At 72.1% G+C, this 16,165-nt stretch carries 14 protein-coding genes; 5 read left to right on the top strand and 9 right to left on the bottom strand.

Annotation, left to right across the window (positions count from 1 at the left end; all coding sequences use genetic code 11):
- The first annotated feature begins 55 nt into the window (after positions 1 to 55).
- A complete protein-coding gene (locus ACFE8Y_RS00535; protein WP_375462422.1) occupies positions 56 to 1,852 on the top strand; it encodes a hypothetical protein in 1,797 nt (598 codons plus the stop codon).
- 68 nt (positions 1,853 to 1,920) lie between these two features.
- Here ACFE8Y_RS00535 and ACFE8Y_RS00530 read toward each other — a convergent pair whose 3' ends face one another.
- The 9 genes from ACFE8Y_RS00530 to tpiA all read right to left on the bottom strand — a co-directional run bounded on the left by ACFE8Y_RS00530 (position 1,921) and on the right by tpiA (position 10,111).
- Positions 1,921 to 2,280, bottom strand: coding sequence for a hypothetical protein (locus ACFE8Y_RS00530; RefSeq protein ID WP_375462440.1), 360 nt, complete (start codon positions 2,278 to 2,280; stop codon positions 1,921 to 1,923).
- Between the two features lie 2 nt (positions 2,281 to 2,282).
- Entirely contained in the window at positions 2,283 to 3,785 is a 1,503-nt protein-coding gene (locus ACFE8Y_RS00525; RefSeq protein ID WP_375462421.1) for a S10 family peptidase, read from the bottom strand.
- Between the two features lie 260 nt (positions 3,786 to 4,045).
- The gene (locus ACFE8Y_RS00520) at positions 4,046 to 4,498 is read right to left on the bottom strand and encodes a DNA polymerase III subunit chi (RefSeq protein ID WP_375462420.1); all 453 of its coding nucleotides are present in this window, start codon (positions 4,496 to 4,498) and stop codon (positions 4,046 to 4,048) included.
- Between the two features lie 53 nt (positions 4,499 to 4,551).
- Positions 4,552 to 5,721 carry a glutathionylspermidine synthase family protein gene (locus tag ACFE8Y_RS00515; protein ID WP_375462419.1) on the bottom strand — a complete coding sequence of 390 codons (1,170 nt, stop codon included), beginning with the start codon at positions 5,719 to 5,721 and terminating at the stop codon, positions 4,552 to 4,554.
- A complete protein-coding gene (locus ACFE8Y_RS00510; protein ID WP_375462418.1) occupies positions 5,721 to 6,332 on the bottom strand; it encodes a DUF1190 domain-containing protein in 612 nt (203 codons plus the stop codon). Before ACFE8Y_RS00510 ends, ACFE8Y_RS00515 begins: the two co-directional genes overlap by 1 nt.
- A gap of 114 nt (positions 6,333 to 6,446) precedes the next feature.
- Positions 6,447 to 6,845, bottom strand: coding sequence for a DUF350 domain-containing protein (locus tag ACFE8Y_RS00505; protein WP_375462417.1), 399 nt, complete (start codon positions 6,843 to 6,845; stop codon positions 6,447 to 6,449).
- A gap of 15 nt (positions 6,846 to 6,860) precedes the next feature.
- Complete coding sequence (locus ACFE8Y_RS00500) at positions 6,861 to 8,489, bottom strand: CTP synthase (RefSeq protein WP_375462416.1); 1,629 nt, start codon at positions 8,487 to 8,489, stop codon at positions 6,861 to 6,863.
- A gap of 150 nt (positions 8,490 to 8,639) precedes the next feature.
- Positions 8,640 to 9,029, bottom strand: a complete 390-nt coding sequence (gene secG, locus ACFE8Y_RS00495) for a preprotein translocase subunit SecG (RefSeq protein WP_375462415.1) — start codon at positions 9,027 to 9,029, stop codon at positions 8,640 to 8,642.
- A 320-nt stretch (positions 9,030 to 9,349) separates the two neighbouring features.
- Positions 9,350 to 10,111 carry a triose-phosphate isomerase gene (gene tpiA, locus ACFE8Y_RS00490; RefSeq protein ID WP_375462414.1) on the bottom strand — a complete coding sequence of 254 codons (762 nt, stop codon included), beginning with the start codon at positions 10,109 to 10,111 and terminating at the stop codon, positions 9,350 to 9,352.
- A gap of 321 nt (positions 10,112 to 10,432) precedes the next feature.
- On the opposite strand from tpiA, the gene ACFE8Y_RS00485 reads away from it, so the two are divergent.
- The 4 genes from ACFE8Y_RS00485 to ACFE8Y_RS00470 all read left to right on the top strand — a co-directional run bounded on the left by ACFE8Y_RS00485 (position 10,433) and on the right by ACFE8Y_RS00470 (position 16,150).
- Positions 10,433 to 12,334, top strand: a complete 1,902-nt coding sequence (locus ACFE8Y_RS00485) for a SurA N-terminal domain-containing protein (protein ID WP_375462413.1) — start codon at positions 10,433 to 10,435, stop codon at positions 12,332 to 12,334.
- Positions 12,335 to 12,339: 5 nt separating this feature from the next.
- Positions 12,340 to 13,860, top strand: coding sequence for an anthranilate synthase component I (gene trpE / locus ACFE8Y_RS00480; RefSeq protein WP_375462412.1), 1,521 nt, complete (start codon positions 12,340 to 12,342; stop codon positions 13,858 to 13,860).
- Positions 13,861 to 14,029: 169 nt separating this feature from the next.
- Entirely contained in the window at positions 14,030 to 14,725 is a 696-nt protein-coding gene (locus ACFE8Y_RS00475; RefSeq protein WP_375462411.1) for a DUF2848 domain-containing protein, read from the top strand.
- A gap of 108 nt (positions 14,726 to 14,833) precedes the next feature.
- Positions 14,834 to 16,150: an MFS transporter gene (locus tag ACFE8Y_RS00470; RefSeq protein ID WP_375462410.1), complete on the top strand. Its 1,317-nt coding sequence runs from the start codon at positions 14,834 to 14,836 to the stop codon at positions 16,148 to 16,150.
- Positions 16,151 to 16,165: the final 15 nt, after the last annotated feature.

The raw sequence follows: 16,165 nt of genomic DNA, 5'->3' as shown, positions 1-16,165 counted from the left end.
GATAATCCCACGTCCCGGCCGGCCTGATCGGGCCGGCGAGCCCCGGAGAGGCGCGATGCCGGCCACAGCTTCGTCCGCGGCCGCGCCGCCCGCCGCACGCCTCGACGCGTCGACGCTCCTCTGGCTGCTGGTGGCGTTCTCGGCGGTCACGCTCTACCCGCCGGGGGACGTGATCGCGACGATCCGGCACCTGCGCGTGCCGGATACCGACGACGCCATGCGCCTCGTCGAGGCCCGCGATCTCGCCGCCGGCCAGGGCTGGTTCGACAACGTCCAGGCCCGCTTCCTGCCGCCGCTCGGCATCGCGAGCCACTGGTCGCGCCTCGTCGACGCGCCGATCGCCGGGCTGATCCTCCTGCTGACGCCGCTCCTCGGACGGAGCCTCGCGGAGGGCGTCACCTTGGCGATCTGGCCGCCGCTGCTCTTCGGCGTCTACGGCGCCGTGCTGTTTACGGGCGTGCGGCGGACGTTCGGGCCGCGGGCCGCGGTGCTAGCGTTGCTCGCCGCGACCCAGACCTTCGGCGTGACCGTGCAGTTCGCCGCCGGCCGCATCGACCATCACGGCCTGCAGATGATCGCGATCCTCGCGATGAGCCTCTGCCTGATCCGGGGGGGCCGCGCGGCCGGGATCGGGGCCGGCGCGCTCGCGGCCCTGTCGCTGGCGATCGGCCTCGAAGGGTTGCCCTCCGTGGCCTTGGGCGCCCTGTTCGTCGTCGGCGACTGGGTGCTGCGCGGGCGCGTCGCCCTGCCGGGCTTCCTCGGCTTCGGGCTCGGGCTCGGGCTCGCCGCGCCGATCCTGTTCGGGGCGCAGACCGCGCCGGGGCTCTGGTCGGCGACCGCCTGCGACGCGCTCTCGCCGCCCTGGCTGTGGCTCGCCGCGGGCGGCGCGGCGGCGGCGCTCGCCTGCGCCGGGCTCGACCGGCGGCTCGGCTCGATTCCTGCGCGGCTCGCCTGCGTCGCCGCGATCGGGATCGTCCTGCTCGGGGGCTTTGCCGCCCTGTTCCCGGTCTGCCTCGGCGGCCCGTTCCCGGGGATGACACCGCTGGTGCGCGACCGCTGGCTGCTTGCCGTCAACGAGATGTCGTCGGTGGGCAAGTTCGTGGCGCGCGGGCAGTGGGAGGTCCTGGTCTACTATCCCGTCCTGGCGCTCGCGGCGCTCGCCGCATCCTGGGCCGTGCTCCGGGGAATGCAGGCGCATCGGCGCGCCCACGCCGTCGCGGCCCTGATGCTGTGGCCGGGGCTCGTCATCGGCTGGTTCCAGTTCCGCGGGATCTACGTCGCCTCCGGGCTCATCCCCCTGGTGGCGGGACCGGTGCTCGACCGGGCGCTCGGGTGCGCGGCGGACCGCGCGGCGGCTTTACGCCTGCGTGCCGGGCTCGCCGCGCTGGCGTTCGGTCTCGTCAGCACCGCCTGGATGATCCCGGCGGCGCTCGGCGGCCTGTTCCAGGACGGCGGCCGGAAGGCCGCCGAGCAGAACGCCTTCGCCTGCTTGGCCGACACGGCCGTGGCACCGCTCGCCGCCCTCGCGCCCGGCACGGTGCTGGCGCCGATCTTCATGGGCCCCGCGATCCTGATGCTGACCCCGCACGCGGTGGTCGCGGCGCCCTACCACCGGGCGATTCCGGGTCTCACCGCAGCGCTCGAAGGCCTCGGCGGCATCGAGGCGGATCTGCGCCGGCAGGTCGAGGCCCACGGCGTCCGCTACCTCGTCGCCTGCCTCTCGCAGCCGGCGGCCGACCTCCGCGGCGAGACCGCCTTCGCGACGCGCCTCGCGCGGGGCGAGACGCGCGCGGACTGGCTGGAGCCGCTCCCGCTCGACGGAAGTGTCCTGAAGGTCTGGCGCGTGCGATAGGGCGCAGGTCCCACGAGGCGCCCTCACCATGACCCGGTGCGGGCGAGATGCGAGGACGGGCCGAGCGGTTACTTCACGATCCGGTCGAGCCGGCCGTTCACGAAGAAGTACAGCTCCTTGGCGCCGGGCTCGGTGTAGAGCACCTGGACCTCGCGGCCGGAGCGCCCTTCGCCGACGAGCACGTCGGTCGGCGGCCGGCCCTTCAACCGAACGAGCTCGCACTCGCCGATGCCGGGCGCGATCGCCGCCGCGCCGGTCGGGACAGGGCCGGTGCAGGACCCGTCCGGCGCGAGCACCGGACCGATGAGGCTCTGCGCCGCCGGGCGCGGCGGGATCGGCACGATCCCGGACGGAGCCGGCGGGGCGCGCTCGGTCGCGGTGCAGCCGGCAAGCAGCCCGGCGATGAGCAGGGCTGGAAGCGGACGCAGCGTCAAGGCGTCCCCCTCGGACGTTCGGGCTGCGGTGCGGGCGGCCCGGCGCCAGCCTCGCGCGCCTTCAGGGCCGCCGCGTAGAGCGCGGCCACGTCGCGGTGGAACGCGAGGCGGGCGTCGGGGCGGGAGTAGAACATGTGGCCGCCGGGGTACACGGCCAGGCTCAGCCGCTTCTCCGGCCCGTAGGCCGGGATCTGGTCGATCAGGAGCTTCGAGGCGAAGTACGGCGTGACGAGGTCGGTGAAGCCGTGCGCCACCAGCACGCGGACGTTGCCGTCGAGCGCCAGCACGCCGCGCAGCGCGCCGACCGCCTCCGGGGCCGAGCGTCCCGACCCCCAGCTCCAGCTTCGATTCACTGCGGCGTTGAGCAGTTCGTAGCGCAGGTTCGTCACCCGCCAGTTCAGCGTCCGCGCGTAGAGGTCGATCATCGCGCTCGTCAGCGGCGCCTGGAGGGCGGTGAGCAGCGGGTCCTCGAAGCCCGAGAACGCAGCGGTGGGGTCGGGGTCCCAGCCGGTCACGCCGGTGTCGTAGGCGCTGGCGACCCGGCCCGAGCCGCGATCGACCTCGCGCTGGACGCTGTTGGACGAGAGCCGGCCGGCCTGCTGGCGCACGAAGGCCGGGTCGAGCCCGGTCAGCGCCGCGACGCGCTCGGCGAGCCGCGCGACGGCCCCCGCGTCGCCCGGTCCCTTGAGCAGGTCGGCGAGGTAGGGGCCGGTCGCGTAGGCCTCGGTCTCGGCCATCGTCTCGCGGGTCGGGGGCTTGCCGGCGCGCTCCAGGGCACCCGCCGCGTAGGAGGGCAGGCGGATCACGTTGCCCCACGGGTTGGCGCGGGATTGCTGCAGCGTGGCGAAGTCGAGCACCGGCGAGAGCAGGACCAAGCCCGACAGGCCGACGCCGATATCCTCCTGGAGCTTGCTCGCGATCAGCGGCCCGCGAAACCCGCCGTAGCTCTCGCCGACGTAGAACTTCGGGTCGGCCATGCGCGCGTTGACGCGCAGGTAGCGGGCGATTCCTGCCGCGAGCACCGCGGCGTCGGACTCGACGCTCCAGTACGTCTTGCCGTCCCCATCCGCCGCCCGGCTGTAGCCGGTGCCGACCGGATCGATGAAGACGAGGTCGGTGAAGTCGAGCCACGTGCCGTCGTTGGGCACCAGCGCCACGGGGCGCGACGGGCTGATGCTCGGGCCGTCCGCCGGCAGGCGCCAGGGTCCGATCGCGCCGATGTTCAGGTAGGCCGAGGCCGCGCCGGGGCCGCCGTTGATCGCAAAGGTGATCGGCCGCGACCTGCCGGCTTGCGCCGGTCTCGTGTAGGCGACGAAGGCGAGTTCGGCCTGGAGCTTGCCCGCCTCGTCGACGAGCGGCAGGCTACCGGCAGTCGCGGTGAAGTCGAGCGTCTGCCCGCTCGGCAGGGTGACGCTCTGCTCGGTGGCGGCGTCGGGCGGGAGCTTCCGGCCCTCCGCGCCGCGCGCCTCCGACGGGCTGCGCTGGGGCGCCTGAGCCATCGCCGGGAGGGGCACGAGGAGGGCGAGGAGCGCGAGGACGACCGCGCGCGCCCTCTCCCACCTGCGGGATAGGGTGGCCCTCGCGTGAGCGAGGGTCGGGTGAGGGGAGCGCCGGTTCCGGACAGCGCGCTCCCCTCCCCCGTAGAGGGGGGAGGAGGGCGCGTCGCGCGTGACTTCAGGCAAACCATCACTGACGTCGTCCGGCGTCGGTATCATGGCAGATCCCGGGTCCGAGTGTGTTGCGCGCAGGATGAAAGGCCTCACGCCTTCTTCTGCCAGCGGCCGGCCGCGTCCTGCTGCCAGTAGGCGACCGCGTGCCCGGCCTCCTTGGCCGCGCGCCACTGCTCGCGGGCGCGCAGGAGCGCGTCCTGGTCGGTGCCGTCGAACAGCACGCAGATGCGCTGGTATTCGCCCGCGTCCGGCGGCAGGTCGGCGCCCTCGACGAGGAAGCGGATCGAGGCGGTGTTGGGATTGGCGTCGCGCAAGGTCAGCACCACCGGCTGGCTCGCCGCGTCCGGGTCGCGGTCGGTGCCATGGGGCAGGAAGCTGTCCTCGCGAAACGTCCAGAGGTGATCGTCCAGCGCCTGGAGACGCTCCTCGCTCGCGGTCTGGATGGCCGCCTGCCAGCCGCGCTCCCGCGACTTCTCGACGAGGTTCGGCAGCACCGCTTCGAGCGGCTGGTTCTGGAGGTGGTAGAACAGGATTTCGGTCACGGCCGCTCACATAGGCCGGGGCCGCCGCGTTTGACAGCGCGGCATCCGGGCGCTCAGCCCGGCTCGATGACGTGGGGGACGAACAGGGCGGCGTCCGTGGTGATCGGCCCCGCCTCCTCGCGCAGGCAGATCCCGACCGATTCCGCTCCGACGATCCACGAGCCGACGAGGGCGTGGCGGCCGTCGAACTCCGGGAGCACCGCCAGCGCCTGCCGGACGTAGCCCTCGGCGCCGTAAGGCCCGTGATCCTGGGCGAGCACGGCCCCGTCGCGCACCATCAGGACGTTGGCGCCCTCTCGCGAGAACAGCGGCTTCTTGACGAAGGAGGTGCCGAGCCGCGCCTTCCGCGGATCGCTCTCGAAGTAGGCGGGCAGGAGGTTGGGGTGCCCCGGCTCCAGGGCGAAGAGGTGCGCCAGCAACCCCTTGTTGGACAGGATCGCCTTCCAGGGCGGTTCGAGGAAGCGCGTCCGGGTGCCCGCGAGCGCCGCGCCGAACGAATCCCGGAACGCCCACTCCCAGGGGTAGAGCTTGAACAGGGTCGCGATCGGCGCTCCCAGTCGGTCGACGAAGCCGCCATCAGCGCTGAGGCCGATGTCGCTCAGGTCGAGGAAGCGGGTGGACAGTCCCGCCTGGCGCGCGCAATCCTCGAGGTAGGCCACGGTGCCGCGATCCTCGGTCGCGTCGGCGTAGGCCGTCAGCGCCAGGGCGCCGTCGCCGACGATCTCCCGGAACTGGGCGATCAGGCGCTCGTGGACGGTGTTGAACTGGTCCGATCCCGTCGGCAGCCGGCCGGCCTTCAGCAGGTTCTCGAACCACAGCCACTGGAACACCGCGGTCTCGTAGAGGGCCGTCGGCGTGTCGGCGTTGTATTCCAGGAGCTTCGCCGGTCCCGTGCCGTCGCCACCGTAGGCGAGGTCGAGGCGTCCGTAGAGGGAGGGGTCGCCCCGCCGCCAACTGTCGCGCACCACGTCCCAGGCGGCTTCGGGAATCGCCAGCGAAGCCAGGATGCGCTCATCCTCGACGGCGCGGGCGACGAAGGCGAGGCACAGGGCGTGGAGCTCGGCGCTCGGGCCCTCGATGTCGCGCTCGATCTCTTCGAGCGTGAAGGCGTAGGCGTGGCTCTCGTCCCAGTAGGGCGCGCCGCCGATCGTGTGGAAGGTGAAGCCGCTGGCGCGCGCCCGCTCGCGCCAGTCCGGCCGCTCGCCGACGGCGATGCGGCGCATCAGCCGCCGCTCCCGTGACCCGACCCGCCATGCGCGGAGAAACCCCGACCCGTGCCGCCGAACCCGCCGAAGGAGGCCGTGCGCACCGCCGCGGAGGAGACGCGCGCGCTCGACGACGCGCCGCCGTGCGCGGTGACGATGCGGCCGCCCCAGCTCGTGCAGTAGCCGCCGCCCGAGCCGGAATACGCCGCGCTCGATGGGTTCGGCGCGTGGTCGTAGACCGGCTGCGGGTCGAGGTCCTGCTCGGCCCGGCGACCGATCACGTAGCCCGCCAATATCGGCACGAAGCGGCCGGTGGCGCTCTCGGCGACGACGGACCCGGTCAGGCAATGGCCGGCACCGTGATGGGCTTCGCAGCCGGCCTCGGACTCGTAGCGCGGCGCTGCCTCCGGGTAGGCCGCGCGGGCGCCGGCGTACGCGCTCCGGCACTCCGGCTCGGTGCGGATGCCGCCAGCGATGCAGGCGTCGGGATTGAGGTAGACGAGAACGTCCTCCTCGCGCTGCGAGGGATCGCACCGCCCGAGGGCCAGCGCCGTGGCGCCCGCTCCGGCGACGAGGACGAGGGTGACCGTGGTCGAGCGCTTCCGCGGCGGGTCGGGTTGCGAGGACATCGTCGTTCGGACCGTCGCGAACGGCCCGGCTCCCACACGGCAGCATGCCGCAGACGCGAGACTTAAGGACCCGCTCCATCGTTGAGAAGGTCGCCGATCGCGATGATCGGACGCTCAGTACGTCATCGACGCCGCGTCGATGACGCCGCCCGCGAGCGATGCGGCGGCGAGCAGGATCGCTGCGGACAGTTCCCCGGCCGCGATGCGGCGCGACAGGTCCGGCAGGACGAGGCGCACGGCGAAGTAGACCAAGATCTGCACGACGAGGGCGACGAGGCCCCAGATCACGCAGTCGAGGGCCGATTGCGCGTTGTAGATCGCCACCGCCAGCGGCAGCGAATAGCCGATCAGGCTGCCGCCGAGCGCGATCGCGGCGGCCACGTTGTCGGCCCGGATCAGCGCGATTTCCCGATGCGTCGTCGCCGTGAGGTAGACGGCGAGGTAGAGCGCCACGAGCCCGGAGGCGATCGCGCCGTAGCCTAGAAAGGCCGGCAGCCCGGAGATCGAGACCATGGCGACCGGTCCCCCTCAGACGAGCCGGCTCTGCTCGATCGCAGCCCCCACGAAGCCCCGGAACAGCGGGTGCGGCGCGAACGGCCGGGATTTCAGCTCCGGGTGGAACTGCACCCCGATGAACCACGGATGGCCGACGTGCTCCACCGTCTCCGGCAGCAGCCCATCCGGCGAGAGGCCGGAGAAGCGCAGGCCCTGCGCCTCCAGCCGGGCGCGATAGGCCATGTTGACCTCGTAGCGGTGCCGGTGGCGCTCGGAGATCGTCGTGGTTCCGTAGACCTGCGCGATCTTCGTATCGGGCGCGAGATGGGCGTCGTAGGCGCCGAGCCGCATGGTGCCGCCGAGGTCGCCCGCCGCCGCGCGCTGCTCCAGCGCGTTCCCGCGCAGCCACTCGGTGAGCAGGCCGACCACGGGCTCGGCCGTCTCCCCGAACTCGGTGGAGTTCGCCGCCTCGACGCCGGCGAGCGAGCGCGCCGCCTCGATCACCGCCATCTGCATCCCGAAGCAGATCCCGAAGTACGGGATCTTGCGCTCCCGGGCGAAGCGGGCTGCGCGGATCTTGCCCTCGGCGCCGCGCTGGCCGAAGCCGCCGGGCACGAGGATGCCGTGGATGCCCTCCAGGAACGGCGCCGGGTCCTCGCGCTCGAACACCTCGGACTCGATCCATTCGAGGTTGACGCGGCAGCGGTGCGCGATGCCGCCGTGGGTCAGCGCCTCGGTGAGCGACTTGTAGGCGTCCTTCAGCCCCGTGTACTTGCCGACGATGGCGATCGTGACCTCGCCCTCCGGGTTGCGCACGCGCTCGGAGATCGTGCGCCAGCGCGTCAGGTCCGGCTCGCCCTGCGCTTCGATCATGAAGTGCGCCAGCACCTCGCGGTCGAGGCCGGCCTCGCGGTAGGAGAGCGGCACGTCGTAGATCGAGGCGACGTCGCGGGCCTCGATCACCGCGGTCTCGCGCACGTTGCAGAACAGGCCGAGCTTGCGCCGCTCGTCGGCCGGGATCGGCCGGTCGCAGCGGCAGAGCAGGATGTCGGGCTGGATGCCGATCGAGCGCAGCTCCTTGACCGAGTGCTGTGTCGGCTTGGTCTTCAACTCGCCCGCCGACGGGATGAACGGCAGCAGCGTGAGGTGGACGTAGGCGCAGGTGCCGCGCGGCTGCTCCTGGCCGATCTGGCGGATCGCCTCGAAGAACGGCAGGCCCTCGATGTCGCCGACCGTGCCGCCGATCTCGACCAGCACGAAGTCGAAGCCGTCGTTGCCGTCGAGCACGAACGCCTTGATCGCGTTGGTGACGTGGGGGATCACCTGGATCGTCGCGCCGAGGTAGTCGCCGCGCCGTTCCTTGGCGATGATGTCCTGGTAGATCCGGCCCGTGGTGATGTTGTCGGCGCGCGTGGCCGGAACGCCGGTGAAGCGCTCGTAGTGGCCGAGATCCAGGTCGGTCTCGGCGCCGTCGTCGGTGACGAAGACCTCGCCGTGCTGGGTCGGGCTCATCGTGCCCGGATCGACGTTGAGGTAGGGGTCGAGTTTCCGCAGGCGGACCGCGTAGCCGCGGGCCTGAAGCAGCGCCGCCAGCGCTGCCGAGGCCAGACCCTTGCCGAGGGAGGAGACCACGCCGCCGGTGATGAAAACGTACCGCGTCATGGGCCTCGGTCCATAGAGAAGGCGGGGCGATTCGCCAAACCGCGCGCTCTACCGCGATCGCACGACGCCGGATGCGGCCGGCTTACGGCGCGCGCGTTAAGATTGCTTGCCGGAGGATGACGGAGGCTGCCGGGCCTCGGCGCGCAGGCCTCAGCGCGACTGCGGAGCCTCGGGCACGCCCGGCTGCGTCGGCGGTGCGGCGTTGTTCTGCTGGCGCAGGGTGTTGAGCAGGGTGTCGGCGCCCGCGGGCTGGCCCGCCGGCTGCGCCGGGCCGCCGGCGCCGTCGAGGATCGATTTCGGCGCGGCCGAGCGGTGCGATAGGACGGCCAGCGTCAGGCTGGTGGCGAAGAACAGGGCGGCCAGAATCGCGGTGGCCCGCGTCAGCGCGTTGGCTTGGCCCCGCCCGGTCATGAAGCCCGAGACGCCGCCGCCGCTGCTGCCCGCCCCGAGCCCGAGCCCGCCCTCGGAGCGCTGGAGCAGCACTACGCCGATCAGCGACAGCACGATGATGAGGTGGACGACGATCAGAACGGTCTGCATCGGGGTTCCGGACTTCTTTTCGTAGGCGCCGGACTCGCCGGGAACGCGCCCGCGTCGCGGCGGCGCGCGGGGCACGCCTGCTCATGGCGCCGGGCCTTACACCAGATGCCGCCTTGCGCCAAACGGATCGGCTTCGCCAAAGTGACAATTGGCTGGCCGTGGAGTGGCATGAACTACCTGGCTGCGCTGCCTGAGAGCCGAATTAAGCTGTGCAGAAATCAGGGTTTTCGCACGGGCCAAGGTGTCTTGGAAAGGTGTCTTGGGCAAGCACCGTTTTCCTGGTGCGTAAGTCTCATGCAAAGATCGTCAAGCCGAAAGGCTCACGCGTAGGCGGCGCAGATCCCCAGAAAGTCCTCCGCGACCAGACTGGCGCCGCCGACCAACGCCCCATCGACGTTCTCAACCGACATCAACTCGCGGGCGTTGCCGGGCTTGACCGAGCCGCCGTAGAGGATGCGGATCTTGGCCGCCTCCTCGCCGACGAGCTTGTCCAGCATCTCGCGCAAGCTCGCGTGGACCTCGGCGATGTCGCGGGGGGTCGGGGTGAGGCCGGAGCCGATCGCCCAGACCGGCTCGTAGGCGATCACCGTGTCGGCGGCCTTGGCGCCCTTCGGCGTGCCGATGGCGAGCTGCGCCCGGACGATGTCCAGGGCGCGACCCTGCTCGCGCTCCTCCATCGTCTCGCCGACGCAGATGATGCCGCACAGGCCCGCCCGCCGCGCGCCCAAGGCCTTGGCGTGGACGCCGTCGTCGGTCTCGTGGTGGTAGGCCCGGCGCTCGGAATGGCCGACGATCACGTAGGTCGCGCCGAGGTCGGCCAGCATCTCGGCGGAGATCGAGCCGGTGAAGGCGCCGCTCGCCTTGGCGTGGAGGTTCTGGCCGCCGATGGCGATGGGCGAGCCGTAGGCGGCGGCCACGCAGGTCGAGATCAGCGTCGAGGGGGGGCAGATCAGCAGGTCGAGCTTCTCGGACAAGGCCGGCGAGAGACCCTGGCGCACCGCCTCGACCACGGCGGCCGAGGCCCGCGTGCCGTTCATCTTCCAGTTGCCGGCGACCAGCGGCCGCCGTTCCGAACCCGTCATCGAAGTCCTCGTCGCCGCGCCGCACGCGGGTGCTCTGGGAGAGCGCCGGGGCTACCAGAGCAAGCTTGAGGGCGCAAATCGGCGCCGGTCCTCAGGGCGATCGCTTGAAAGCGATCACCCTGTTTTTCTTTTCGCCTCAAGCGCCGGCGACCGCATCCGCGGCCTTAGCTTGCGCTCGGAATGCGGAACGATCGCTCTTCGAGCGATCGTCCTGGCCGGTGCCGGTGCCTACCTTTGCCTGCACGCGCGGATGGGCTATCGCGGGCGGATTCGAGGGCGGCGGGTCTCCGGCGCCCGCCGGCAGCCCGACGCGCGTGAGACATGCTGCAGAACATCCGCAACGCCAGCCAGCACTGGCTCGGCAAGATCGTGCTCACCGTGATCTTCACCTTCCTGATCGCCGGCGTGGCGATCTTCGGGGTCGAGGAGTTCTTCCGCGGCGGGTCGAGCACGGCGGTCGCCACCGTCGGCAGCACGCCGATCACGGCGGACGCCGTGCGCACCGCCTACCAGAACCAGCTTCAGCGCTACCAGACGCAGATGCGCCGGACCCTGACGCCCGATCAGGCCCGCGCCCTCGGCGTCGACCGGCAGGTGCTGGCCCAGCTCGTGACCGAGGCGTCGCTGGACCAGAAGACGCGCGACCTCGGCCTCTCCGTGCCGGACGCCTCGGTGATCCGCGCGATCCACGACGAGAAGAGCTTCCAGAACGCGCAGGGGCAGTTCGAGCCGGCCCTGTTCTACCAGACTCTCCAGCGCGCCGGCCTGAACGAGCCGATGTTCGTGCGCGAGCAGCGCGCCGTCATCGCGCGGCTCCAGCTCGCGGAGGCGGTGTCGGCCGACCTGCACGTGCCCGAGGCGATGCGCGCGGGCGTGCACCGCTACAGTACCGAGCGGCGCAAGGCGGGATACCTGATGCTGACGCCCTCGGCCGCGGGCGAGATCGCGGCGCCGGACGAAGCGGCGCTGAAGAGCTACTACGAGGCCAACAAGGCCGCCTACCGCGCGCAGGAGTACCGGACCGCCAGCCTGCTGGTGCTCGATCCGGCCGCCATGGCCAAGCCCGACGCGGTCGGCGCCGACGCGGTGCAGGGCGCCTACGACGGCCAGAAGGGCCGCTTCGGTTCGCCCGAGCGCCGCACCATCCAGGAGATCGTCTTCCCCGACGCGGCCGCGGCCGAGGCCGCCCGCAAGACGATCGCGGACGGCGCGAAGACCTTCGAGGGTGTCGCGGCCGAGCGCGGCACCGACGGCCGGGACCTGACGCTCGGCACCCTGACGAAGCCTGAACTGTTCGATCCGGCGGTGGCCGACGCCGCCTTCGCGTTGGCGAAGGACGGCACCAGCGCTCCGGTCAAGGGCCGGTTCGGCACGGTGCTGCTGCACGTCACGGCCATCGAGCCGGAGACGGTCAAGCCCTACGCCGAGGTCGAGGGCGAGATCCGCAGGCAGATCGCGCTGGGGCAGGCCCGGGCGGACATCGACAAGCTCCACGACGCGATCGAGGACCAGCGCGCGGGCGCCAAGTCGCTCGCCGACATCGCCCGGGAGCGCGACTTGCCGCTCGCGACGGTGCCCGCCCTCGACGCGCAGGGCCGGGACGCTGCGGCCCAGCCGGTCGCCGGCATCCCCGACCCCGACACCACGCTGCCGGCGCTGTTCCGCGCCGAGGTCGGCGGCGACAACGAGCCGCTTCGCACCAAGGCGGGCGGCTACGTCTGGTACGACGTGACGCGGATCGATGCCGCCCACGACAAGCCCCTCGACGCGGTGCGCGAGGCGGTTGCGGCCGGCTGGCGGGCGGGCGAGGTCGCGCGCCTGCTCCAGGCCAAGGGCCGGGACTTGGCCGGGCGCCTCGACAAGGGCGAGACGATCGCCGCGCTCGGGGCCGAGGTCGGCGTGAATCCGCAAAGTGCCGAGGATCTCGCCCGCAACCAAGCCAAGGACGGCCTGACCGCGGACGTGGTCAACCGCATCTTCGCGACGAGCGTCGGCAAGGCCGGGTCCGCCGCGGCCGGCGAGGCGCGCGCCGTGTTCAAGGTCGAGGCCGCGACGATGCCGGCCTACGTGGCCGACGGCGCCGCCGACAGGACCATCACGGGCAACTTCCGCACCGCGATGGCCGACGACGTGCTCGGCGCCTACATCGCCGAGGTGCAGAAGACCGCCGGCGTCAGCGTCAACCAGGCGGCACTCCGGCGGGCGATCGGCGGCGAGTACTGAGGCCGATGCCGGAAGCCCCCGACTACGCCGCGTTCGCCGCCGCCTACGAGGCGGGACGGCCCACCCTCCTCGACCTGACGCTGGTGGCCGACCTCGAAACGCCGGTGGCGGCCTTCCTCAAGCTGCGCGCCCGCCATGCCGGGCCGGCCTTCCTGCTCGAATCGGTCGAGGGCGGCGCGGTACGCGGGCGCTACTCGATGATCGGCCTCGACCCCGACCTCGCGTGGCGCTGCCGCGACGGGCGAGCCGCACTCGCCGCCGGCAGCGACCTCTCGGACTTCGCGGCGGACGACCGGCCGCCCCTGGAGAGCCTGCGGGCGCTCATCGCCGAGAGCGCGATCGTGCCCGGCGAGGGCTCGGACCTGCCGCCGATGGCGGCGGGCCTGTTCGGCTACCTCGGCTACGACATGGTCCGCGCCATGGAGCGGCTGGCCGAGCCCAACCCCGACCCGCTGAACGTGCCGGACGCGATCCTGGTCCGCCCCCGGGTGATGGTGGTGTTCGATTCCGTGCGCGACCTGATCACGCTCGTGTGTCCCGTCCGGCCCGCCGCCGGAGTGAGGGCGAGGGCGGCCTACGAGGCCGCGCTGGAGCGGCTCGACCGGGTCGCCGAGGCGCTGGAGGGGCCGCTCCCGATCGAGGCGCGGATCGACCTCGCCGACGTCGCCCATCCCGAGCCCGTCTCGAACACGAGCCCGGACGCGTACCGCGCGATGGTGGCGCGCGCCAAGGCGTACATCGCCGCCGGGGACGTGTTCCAGGTGGTGCTGTCGCAGCGATTCGAGGCGCCGTTCACGCTGCCGGCGATCGCGCTCTACCGCTCGCTTCGGCGCACCAACCCGGCCCCGTTCCTGTGCTACCTCGATTTCGAGGATTTTCAGGTCGTCTGCTCCAGCCCCGAAATCCTGGTGCGGGTGCGCGACGACAGGGTCACGATCCGCCCGATCGCCGGCACGCGGCGGCGCGGGGCGACGCCCGCCGAGGACCGGGCGCTCGCCGACGAGCTGCTCGCCGACCCCAAGGAGCGCTCCGAGCACCTGATGCTGCTCGACCTCGGCCGCAACGACGTCGGCCGGGTGGCCCGCCTCGGCAGCGTGACGGTGACGGGCTCGTTCTTCCTCGAATACTACAGCCACGTGATGCACATCGTCTCGAACGTCGAGGGCGACCTCGACCCGCGCCACGACGCGCTGGCGGCGCTCGCCGCCGGGTTCCCGGCCGGCACGGTGTCGGGCGCCCCGAAGGTGCGGGCGATGGAGATCATCGACGAGCTGGAGCGGGAGAAGCGCGGCCCCTACGGCGGCTGCATCGGCTACTTCGGGGCGGGGGCCGAGATGGACACCTGCATCGTGCTGCGCACCGCGATCGTGAAGGAGGGGCGCATGCACGTGCAGGCCGGCGCCGGCATCGTCCACGATTCCGACCCGGCCTCCGAGCAGCAGGAATGCGTGAACAAGGCGCGCGCCCTGTTCCGGGCGGCGGAGGACGCGGTGATGTTCGCAAGTCGCGTCCGTCGGGGACAGTAGCGCCGGCCGGCGCCCGGTTCTCCACACGGGTTGGCATGGACCAGGGGCTCGCGCGCACCGCTTGGCCTGTTGCTTGCGTTGCTGCCGCGTATCGGTCTGCCCGCCGAGGGGCAGACCGTAGCGCTGGATCGGCATCCGGACTGAACGTCGCGTGCCCGGAGGTTCGAGCATGGGATCGCCGACGCGCCATCTCGACTTCCAGCTTCAGCGCAGCGACGGCAGCACCAGCCCCTACAGGTTCGAGGCCGAGCATCTGGTGATCGCCGGCTGGGCGGCCCGCGATCAGGCCGCGGTCCGGCACCATGTCGACGAGCTTGCCGCCCTCGGCGTCCCGCGCCCGAGCACCACGCCGCTGTTCTACAGGGCGGCGACGGCGCTGCTGACGCAGGCTCCGACCATCGAGGTGCTGGGGCCCGACAGTTCGGGCGAGGCCGAGCCGCTGCTGCTCACCACGCTCGAGGGGCCGCTCGTCGGGCTGGCCTCCGATCACACCGATCGGGCGGCCGAGACGTGGTCCGTCGCCCATTCCAAGCAGATCTGCGCCAAGCCCGTCGCCCCGATCCTGTGGCGCTTCGCCGAGGTGGAGCCGCACTGGGACAGCCTCATCCTGCGCGCCTGGATTCCTGACGGGGACGGCGGATGGGTCCCGTACCAGGAGGGGCCGGTATCGAGCCTGCGCCGGCCCGACGAACTGGCCGCCCTGGCCGGCGATCTCCCGGCGCGCACGGCGATGCTCTGCGGCACCCTGGGGACGATCGGCGGCGTCCGGCCTGCCGTGGGTTTCCGGATGGAGTTGCAGGACCCGACGCTCGGCCGCTCCATCACCCACGCCTACGCGGTGGAGCCGTTGCCCATCGTGACCTGAAGAGGACTGCCACGCGACGGCAAGGCGGGGCTCGGCCCTGCAATGCGGCGGACCTGGATTGAACGGGATCGGCCCGATTCCACCACGCGAGCACTGAGGGGGACATCGATGACGCAGAGCGCGACGATCACCGGCCCGTTGGGCGCCGATCTCGGCAAGGGCCAGTCCGCGCGCATCGCCGGGGCCAGCATGGTCGGGACGACGTTGGAGTGGTACGACTTCACGGTCTACAACACGATGGCGGCGCTGGCCTTCAACCGCCTGTTCTTCCCCTCCGTCGATCCCCTGGCCGGCGTGATCCTGGCCTTCTCGACCTACGCGGTGGGCTACCTCTCGCGCCCGCTCGGCGGCGTGGTGTTCGGCCGCCTCGGCGACCGCCTCGGGCGGCGGGCCGTGCTGGTGCTGACGCTCGTGCTCATGGGCCTGACCACCGCGGGGATGGGTCTGTTGCCGACCTACGAGACGGTCGGCGTCGCCGCCCCGATCCTGCTCGTCGCGCTGCGATTCGTGCAGGGCGTCGCGCTGGGCGGCGAATGGGCGGGCGCCGTCCTGCTCTCGATGGAGCACGGGCGGCAGGACCGGCGCGGCCTGAACGCCTCCTGGACGCAGATGGGTCCGGCGATGGGGATCATCCTCGCCACCACCGCCATCGCGCTGCTGACCACCACCTTGAGCGATGCGCAGTTCATCGCCTGGGGCTGGCGGACGCCGTTCGTCGCCAGCCTCGCGCTGGTCGTCTTCGGGCTCTGGATCCGGCGCGGCGTCGAGGAATCGCCGATGTTCGAGGCTTTGGAGGCCGGGCACCAGAAGGCCGAGGCTCCCGTCGGCGAGGTGTTGACCCACCACTGGCGCCGCCTGCTGATCGCGGGCGCATGCCGCGTCGGCACGGACGTGCATTACACGCTGCCGGCCGTCTTCTCGCTGACCTACATCACCACGGTGCTGAAGCTGCCGAGCACCACCGGGCTGGTCGCCGTGCTGGCCGGTGCGGTGGTGAACGCCGTCTGCGTCCCGCTCTGCGGCCTGCTCTCCGACCGGTTCGGCCGCCGCCCGGTCTACGGGCTCGGCGTTCTCGGCAGCGCGCTCTGGGCGTTCCCGTTCTTCGCGCTGCTCGACACGAAGTCGACGAGCCTGATCGTCCTCGCCATCGTCGTCGGATACGCCTGTCACGCCGCGATGTACGGGCCGCAGGGCGCGTTCATCACGGAGCAGTTCCCCACGCCCGTGCGCTACACCGGGTCCTCGCTCGCCTACACCTTCGCAGGCGTCGTGGGCGGCGGGTTCGCGCCCCTGATCATCGCGGCGCTGTTCCAGTATTACGGCTCGACCGCGGCGGTGTCGGTCTACGTGCTGGCCGCGCTCCTCGTCACGACCGCTTCGCTGGTCGCGGCGCGGGAGACGGCCGGCAAGCCCCTCGAAGCCTGACGCGGCGGCGAGGCG

The organism is uncultured Methylobacterium sp., from assembly GCF_964242245.1.
Classification (GTDB): Bacteria; Pseudomonadota; Alphaproteobacteria; order Rhizobiales; family Beijerinckiaceae; genus Methylobacterium.
The sequence above is the reverse complement of the archived record's forward strand: the minus strand, read 5'-3'. Positions and strand labels throughout refer to the sequence as shown.

Coding starts and splice junctions, on each gene's coding strand:
- tpiA (WP_375462414.1), bottom strand. CDS start 10,111: ATGACGGGTTCGGAACGGCGGCCGCTGGTCGCCGGCAACTGGAAGATG.
- trpE (WP_375462412.1), top strand. CDS start 12,340: ATGCCGGAAGCCCCCGACTACGCCGCGTTCGCCGCCGCCTACGAGGCG.
- ACFE8Y_RS00485 (WP_375462413.1), top strand. CDS start 10,433: ATGCTGCAGAACATCCGCAACGCCAGCCAGCACTGGCTCGGCAAGATC.
- ACFE8Y_RS00500 (WP_375462416.1), bottom strand. CDS start 8,489: ATGACGCGGTACGTTTTCATCACCGGCGGCGTGGTCTCCTCCCTCGGC.
- ACFE8Y_RS00510 (WP_375462418.1), bottom strand. CDS start 6,332: ATGTCCTCGCAACCCGACCCGCCGCGGAAGCGCTCGACCACGGTCACC.
- ACFE8Y_RS00475 (WP_375462411.1), top strand. CDS start 14,030: ATGGGATCGCCGACGCGCCATCTCGACTTCCAGCTTCAGCGCAGCGAC.
- ACFE8Y_RS00505 (WP_375462417.1), bottom strand. CDS start 6,845: ATGGTCTCGATCTCCGGGCTGCCGGCCTTTCTAGGCTACGGCGCGATC.
- secG (WP_375462415.1), bottom strand. CDS start 9,029: ATGCAGACCGTTCTGATCGTCGTCCACCTCATCATCGTGCTGTCGCTG.
- ACFE8Y_RS00515 (WP_375462419.1), bottom strand. CDS start 5,721: ATGCGCCGCATCGCCGTCGGCGAGCGGCCGGACTGGCGCGAGCGGGCG.
- ACFE8Y_RS00470 (WP_375462410.1), top strand. CDS start 14,834: ATGACGCAGAGCGCGACGATCACCGGCCCGTTGGGCGCCGATCTCGGC.
- ACFE8Y_RS00535 (WP_375462422.1), top strand. CDS start 56: ATGCCGGCCACAGCTTCGTCCGCGGCCGCGCCGCCCGCCGCACGCCTC.
- ACFE8Y_RS00525 (WP_375462421.1), bottom strand. CDS start 3,785: ATGGCTCAGGCGCCCCAGCGCAGCCCGTCGGAGGCGCGCGGCGCGGAG.